Below are 6,619 nucleotides of genomic sequence, written 5' to 3' on the forward strand. Positions count from 1 at the left end.
CTTCTTCGATATCCTGTCCGGCCATTTCGCCTTCGCCGCCGAGCGCGGGGTCGACTGGACGGCACTGCGGGCGCACTGCGACACGGCTCTCCGGCGCGGTCCCGCCACCCAGACCCACCTGTTCGACGTTTTGGCGGAATCCCTGCGTGCGCTCGAGGACGGTCACGGATCGCTGAGGGGACTGGATCGCTACGAGGACAGCCGCCCCTGGGAAGGACAGCTCTACCGTGCCTGGAAAGCCGCCGGCGGGCGGCCGGTCGATGGCGACTACTCGGACGGTTTCGCCAGCGGCTGGCTCGACCATGTCAGGCGCCGCATCCTGTCCGGGTCCGGCCATGTCGCCGCCCACGACACCGTCGCCTGGGGACGTCTGCCCGACGGATTGGGATACATCTCGCTGATGGCTTGCGAAGGCCTGTCCGATGACGAAGGGGGGCATGCCGACGTGCTGGCGGCCAGACAGGTCTTCGACCGCGCGATCCGGGACTTGGGCGACGTCCGTGGACTGATCGTCGATCTTCGCTGCAATCCCGGCGGCTGGGACCGGGTCTCCCTCACGCTGGCGTCGCACCTGACGGACAGAACGGTCCGCGTCTTCACCAAGCAGCCGGTGCGGCATGGCTCCGGCCTTCAGGTCCAGACGATCGAGCTGGCGCCCGCCCAGGGTGCCCGCTTCACCGGTCCGGTCGCTGTCCTGACCAGCGACTCCACGGTCAGCGCCGCGGAAGTCGGGACGCTTGCCCTGCGCGCCTTGCCGAACACCCGGTTGTTCGGCCGTCCGACCTATGGCGCGCTGTCCGATCCCTTCCGGTACCGCCTGCCGAATGGCTGGAAGGGGGCTGTGTCGAACGAGATCTATCGGGCATGGGACGGCGCCGTGTACGAAGGCTCGGGGATTCTCCCGGATCAGCCCGCCGCCGAGCCGTCGGCGCGGGACTTCTGGGGATCGATCGACGCTCAAACCACGGATGCCAAGACATGGCTGCTGGCGCTCTGACGACGGCGATTGGGCCCCGCCTCATGAAGCGGATGCTGCTCGCCACGACTGCGGCGGTCGCTTGCCTGATGCTCACGCCGTCCGCCGAAGCGCGCAGCGCTTCCCGCCCTGAACAAGCCGTTGCCGTCAGTGCCGAAGCCGGCGATGGGGCAGGCGACGGGTTCGTCGCCGTAGCCCAGGCCGCACCCGCTGAGGACGATGAAGAGGACGGCGAAGACGAAGAAGACGACAGTGACGACGAGGATGGCAGTGTCGACGACGAAGAGGACGAAGAGGACGAGGATGACGAAGAGGACGAGGATGAGGACGAGGAAGACGGGAGCGCCACCGCCGATCCCGTTCCCGGCGCCGTCACCGGCGATCAGGATGACATAACAGCGGATGGCGCCGATGCTGATGAGGACGAGGAAGACGAGGAAGAAGAAGAAGAAGATGACCTGTTCCCAAGCGCTCCGGGAACTCTCAATGCCACGATAGGCGGCACGGCGACCTTCCAGGCCGGAGTATTCGGAGACCTCACGCATGGCGTCCAGTTCCGCAACAAGACGGAAGTGGACTTCAACGTCAGGGGCAAGGCCGACAACGGTCTTCTATACGGCTTGAAACTTCAGCTGGAGACCGTCACCGGCAACGAATCCAGTTCGGAAACGACCTTCGACGAGGCTTACGTCTATATCGGCGGCCCCTGGGGCCGGCTGGAGTTCGGCGATACCGACGATGTCGTGGCCGGAGGACTGCTGATCTATGCCCCAAGCGTCGGCATCGGACAGGTCGATGGCGACTACGGCAGCTTTTCCAGGCTGAGCCTGGACGACTACTATCCGTTCTATCCCGACATCGGGACATCGACCAAGATCAACTACTACACCCCGAGGATCGCCGGCTTTCAGGCCGGCATTTCTTATAGCCCGCACCTTTCCGACAATGGTCAGTCCGTCGTGGCCTTTCGACCCGGAAGGGTGCGCGGCACCACCGCCTCCGCACCTTCGCGGAGCTTGTCTTCGGCAAGCGCCATCCCCCGAACCGCCATTCCACAGACCATTGTCCGGTCGGCATCGCTTAGCTCCAGGAGCGTGACCCGGGCGTCGGCCCCCGCTCCGACGCGGGTCGCCCAGACCGTCGAAGACGACGAGGACGACGGCGAAGATTCGGAGGATGACAGTGGTGACGACGACGGCGAGGACGACGACGATGATCCCGACGACGGGCCGGATACCGATGATCCGGATGAACCCGACGAGCCGGATGACCCCGATGAGCCGGATGAGCCGGATGCTCCTGATGAACCGGACACACCGGATCAGCCCGACGCGCCCGATCAACCTACTCCGGAGCAGCCTAGCCCTGAGCAGCCCACCCCGGAACAGCCCGATCCCGGCGAGCCGGTTCCCCCCGTTGTGGAGCCTGAGCCCGAATCGCCTGTCGTCGAAGAACCCGAGGACGAAGATGAAGACGAAGACGAGGAGGAAAGCGGATACCGCGACGTCACCTCCTTCGCGGTGAACTATCAGAAGGAGTTCGAGAACCTGACGTTCAGCGGCAGTGCCGCTGTCATCAATGGCAACGGCTACGGTCCCGGCTTCAGGGACTTTACCGCCTTGGTGACGGGTATCCAGATCGGCATCTCCGACTTCACGGTCGGCGGAGGTTTCGGGAAGTTCGACGGCTACGCCGACCTCGACTGGCAGTGGAATGTCGGCGCCACCTATGAAACCGGCCCTTTCGGCATCGGCGCACAGTACGCCTGGGTGCGGGACGTCAACGGTGATCACTCCTGGGCGGCGGGTATCGGTGTCAACTACGTCCTGGCTCCAGGCCTGTCGCTCCAGGCCGACTACGTCCATTCCAAGGTGAACTTCACGAGATCTGAAAATGTGAATACGTCTGATGTTATCCTGCTTGGTCTCCAATTGAGTTTCTGATCAGGGAGACTGTCGAAAGGCTGCAAGCTTCGTGTCGACTTAAGGCAGTACTCTTGTGGGTCTAACCGTGCCCGGTTCACAATCTTCGAGTGAATTTAAATGCGGATGGGTCGTGTGCGTAGCTGTCCCTCAGACACTGCTCGCCGACCCAGGATATCTCTACGCCCAAGTGAACCTCCCTGTCTGGACGACCCGAGTTGAGCCGTTCCATGGGCACCTTCCCCCGGCGCTCGTACCATCACCGCCTGGCTGCTGAACCAGCAACGGCGCTCCCTTATATCCACCACGCATCTGCTTCGAAGCGTCACGTTGAACAACCGTCCTCTGCTCGAAGAGGGAAGTTGCTACATTGCCTACACGCTAAAGCTGCTGTCGTCGCCAAGTCAGGATAGTGGGGCTGACTGCCAGACGTGTGACGACGGAAGCATGGTTAAATTGAACCAAGAAGGGAGGAACGAGGAACGCTCGCCGCTGAGGCAGTCCCTCCGTTGATCTGAAGATGATCAACGGAGGGATGCGATAAGCATGTTTTAGGCTTGTGGGGGTCAATGGCCTTCCGTCCCATTCTCGCCCGGTTCAGCGATGACGCAGCCGCGACCATGATGACCGGGCTGCGAACAGGTCCCTCGAGAAGACCATGGACCTCGACCGTAAGTGATCTGATCGGCCGCTCATTGGCGGCCTCGAATTTCGGACTTGCTGAGTTAGGCTAAGGGATAATAGTCGGGCGGAGGGAGGCCGATCGCATCAACGTCAAGGACCCGGCGCGCGGCATGCCCGCTCGGTCGGTACTCAATGCCCGCGTGGGGCCAATTGATCTCGTTCACCGACGACAAAGCCGCAAATGCTGGCGGTCTGGTCACGAAGGTCAACCCACGCGGGACTTCCCAGGAGTGCGACGGCTGCGGACGGCTGACACCGAAGACGCTGAGCGACCGCCTCCACGACTGCCTCGGTTGCGGATCACGACGTTCAAGCGGCAAAAGTCGTCAAGCATCGAGCAATCTTGTGGTCAAAGGGGCCCGGAGCAGGCCTTGAAGCGTCAAGCCAGCGGGTTGCCGCATATCTTGCTTCAGAAGCCATCCTCCTTCAGGCGGCGGAGTGTTCACGTTGCCGACTTCCCTGATGATCTCATTAACGCGAGGCTGTCATAAGGCGGGAGGTCATCAACATGAGTCTCTCACCCGATCCCGAGCTGCTTGAGCATTGGCAGCGTCTGTGCCATGAACGTCTCGGCCCGCGTTCGCAGTTCGGCTAGGTTGCCCGCGGCACTCTCGATCGTCTTGCCATCCTTGATCAGTCGCTGGTTTTGTGCCGCCAGCACCTGCCATACGGCCTCCGCTGGATCTACGCCCTGCCTCGTCGCAAGCAGGAACAACTGGTCAAAACGCGTCACAGCTGTGCCGCTACCTGTCACTGGTGACGCCAAGAACACGAGCTGGTCCGAGAAACGTGCCTGGTCTATTACGGCGGTGTTGAAGCCCTGTGTCCGATCCGCGCGGTCATCCTCGCCCTCCACGGGGAGGCATGGCGCGACGTGACCGGTCGCCGTCAGCACCGTCATGGCTTGCACGAGGCGGGCCAGCCCGATCTCGCGGATACTGTCCATGGCAAGCAGCTGACCCAAAAACGCCGGTCCTTTGGCCAGCGCGTCCAGGACGGGCACGTAGGTTTCCTCATGAAGCGTTACCTCGCCGACTGCGAAAGTCGCCTTGAGTGGGATCAAGGCTCGCGGCGCGGTTAGAGCGAAGCGGGTGGCGTGCAGCAACTCGACCTGTTCCTGCGGCGCCAGCCTGACGGAGCCCTTGACGAACATGTCTTTTCGGAACTGCTGGTTCAGGAAGTAGTCCCGTACGGTTTCGCGGAACAGCGGGTCGCCGATTTCGGCAAGTACCCGCTGGGCGTCTGCGGTCAGGTTGACCTGATCGACGTGGTCTGCGGGATTGGCTGAGGCGGCAAACGCCAGCTTGGCCTCATTCAGCTCACGCGCGACCTCAGCGAAGTACTGGGGCTGCCAGTCACGGTTAAAGTATTCATGTGCCAGATAATTGCGTGACATGGTTTTCAGGCGCTCCAGGCGCGGCACCACGCCCGGGTTGCTGCCGAAATAGCCTGCCTGGAACTCATTAAGCTGTTGGGCGAAGGCAATCGCCTTATCGATGCGCGCCACCATCGGCTCGGTGAGCCCGCCGCGTGTTCGATCATCAGCTGCCTCAACGGCATGGTGGGCGACCAGCCGGGAAGGCAGTTATAGCTGATGTAGACCACACCCCCGAACTTCAGCTTGCGACGCAGGATCTCGCGGATGGTGCGGCGATTTTCGGGGCTGATCCAGCTGTAGATCCCATGCAGCGTGATGAAGTCGAACTCGGGCGTATCGGTCTCCAGCAGCTCGGCGAAACTTTTGTCGAAGAAGCGCACATTGGGCGTGCCCGCGGCGGCTGCGAGCTGCTGGGCACCAGCGGCATGAGAAGGATTGAAATCCGTGGCCCAGAAGTCACCTTGGGGATTGGCGGCGGCGATCAGGTTCGTGCTGAAGCCCTGGCCGAAGCCCAGCTCGCAGTAAGCAAAGGGCGACGAGAGCGACGGCGGCCTGATGCCCTTCAGGAGCATACAGAAAGCAAGGAAGGATGGTGTCAGCTCACGATAGAAGCCGTGCGTGTAGTCTATCTCAGAGACGTATCCGTCGGTCCAATTGCTCATGTTCCGTCCTTTGCGAGGTGCAGATCGCAATGTCACGGGATCTTGGTTAATGCTTTCTTAATTCAGACAACCCAAATCAGTCTCATGTCCTGGATCAGCCCTCGGCCTTCTCGTCACCGAACAACGCCTTGCGCGTGACCGGGTCGTAGTAGCTCATCACCTGCTTAATGAAGGCCAGCGTGTCAGCAACGCCCAGCGCCTGAGCGAACGCCTCGTAGTGGTCTGGCTGGACACGCAGCTTTCCCCGCCAAGCCGGCTTTTCCTCATACGAGTGCGCAAAAACCAGTCTGGCGGGGCAAAGTCATCGCCATGTTCTGGCACGACAACCCACCACAACGGCCAGCGCGAACGCGCACCAGCCGGCAATCAGAACAGGCGCCCTTATCAGCTCATCATGTCCAGACAGCTGCGGTAAAGATCGCCGCCGTTTTTCGCTTCCAGGATAGTCGGGATCATGATCGGCCAGGCGTACCGTTCCGGCCGCCTCGGGGCTGGATTACGACACCGGCCGCGGCAAGCGTGCGGCGGATTTTGCTCGAACTGCACCGGCACAGGATCGCCAGATCATCGAGGGAGGCGCCGGCACGGTAGCGTTCGGCCAGTTCCTCGGAAGACAAAGGAAGGTTGGCGGTCCCTCGCTTGCCGCGACGCAGTAACACGTTGGCTGTGTGGTCAATCAGCTTGATCTGGATACCGACAGCGATGAGCCTGTGGCGGATCTCGTCAGGATTGACCGTGTAACCGAGCAATTGATATCGGGCCGCTATCTCGGCGAGTGTAGCGCCGTCCTGGTACCGCTCGGCCAATTCCTCGATGGGAATGTCCGTAGCGGCCGCGTGATGGAGCTCGGGTTGCTCGGGACCATCGGCAGGAGGCGCGACAGGCGGAGGGATGACGGGGCGCGAGCCTGTCATGGCGCGATCGCTCAGCTCATCATGCCGATGCAACGTAAGCCTCCGACGAAGGCCGCCTTGATGGTTTGTTGAGGACAGCGGAT

At 62.0% G+C, this 6,619-nt stretch carries 6 protein-coding genes; 3 read left to right on the forward strand and 3 right to left on the reverse strand.

Annotation, left to right across the window (positions count from 1 at the left end):
- The 3 genes from N826_RS38150 to N826_RS42605 form a co-directional block, all read left to right on the forward strand.
- Positions 1–997: S41 family peptidase (locus N826_RS38150; RefSeq protein WP_044437717.1), on the forward strand; the 997-nt coding region annotated here is incomplete at its 5' end.
- The gene (locus N826_RS41170; protein WP_052832800.1) at positions 979–2,919 is read left to right on the forward strand and encodes a porin; all 1,941 of its coding nucleotides are present in this window, start codon (positions 979–981) and stop codon (positions 2,917–2,919) included. The genes N826_RS38150 and N826_RS41170, both read left to right, overlap by 19 nt.
- 795 nt (positions 2,920–3,714) lie before the next feature.
- Complete coding sequence (locus N826_RS42605; protein ID WP_084721545.1) at positions 3,715–3,957, forward strand: zinc ribbon domain-containing protein; 243 nt, start codon at positions 3,715–3,717, stop codon at positions 3,955–3,957.
- A 142-nt stretch (positions 3,958–4,099) separates the two neighbouring features.
- Here N826_RS42605 and N826_RS38160 read toward each other — a convergent pair whose 3' ends face one another.
- From N826_RS38160 to N826_RS44010, 3 genes are all read right to left on the reverse strand, one after another.
- A complete protein-coding gene (locus N826_RS38160) occupies positions 4,100–5,092 on the reverse strand; it encodes a methyltransferase regulatory domain-containing protein (RefSeq protein ID WP_244619780.1) in 993 nt (330 codons plus the stop codon).
- Complete coding sequence (locus N826_RS45605; RefSeq protein WP_244619779.1) at positions 4,984–5,622, reverse strand: class I SAM-dependent methyltransferase; 639 nt, start codon at positions 5,620–5,622, stop codon at positions 4,984–4,986. The genes N826_RS38160 and N826_RS45605 overlap by 109 nt, the downstream gene beginning before the upstream one ends.
- Positions 5,623–6,074: 452 nt before the next feature.
- On the reverse strand, positions 6,075–6,619 hold a 545-nt coding region (locus N826_RS44010; RefSeq protein ID WP_211099506.1), incomplete at its 5' end, for a hypothetical protein.

It is taken from the genome of Skermanella aerolata KACC 11604 (assembly GCF_000936425.1).
GTDB classification, from domain to species: Bacteria; Pseudomonadota; Alphaproteobacteria; order Azospirillales; family Azospirillaceae; genus Skermanella; species Skermanella aerolata.

Excerpts from the sequence above, each read along its gene's own strand:
- N826_RS41170 (WP_052832800.1), top strand. The coding sequence starts at position 979 with ATGGCTGCTGGCGCTCTGACGACGGCGATTGGGCCCCGCCTCATGAAG.
- N826_RS42605 (WP_084721545.1), top strand. The coding sequence starts at position 3,715 with ATGCCCGCGTGGGGCCAATTGATCTCGTTCACCGACGACAAAGCCGCA.
- N826_RS38160 (WP_244619780.1), bottom strand. The coding sequence starts at position 5,092 with ATGGTGGCGCGCATCGATAAGGCGATTGCCTTCGCCCAACAGCTTAAT.
- N826_RS45605 (WP_244619779.1), bottom strand. The coding sequence starts at position 5,622 with ATGAGCAATTGGACCGACGGATACGTCTCTGAGATAGACTACACGCAC.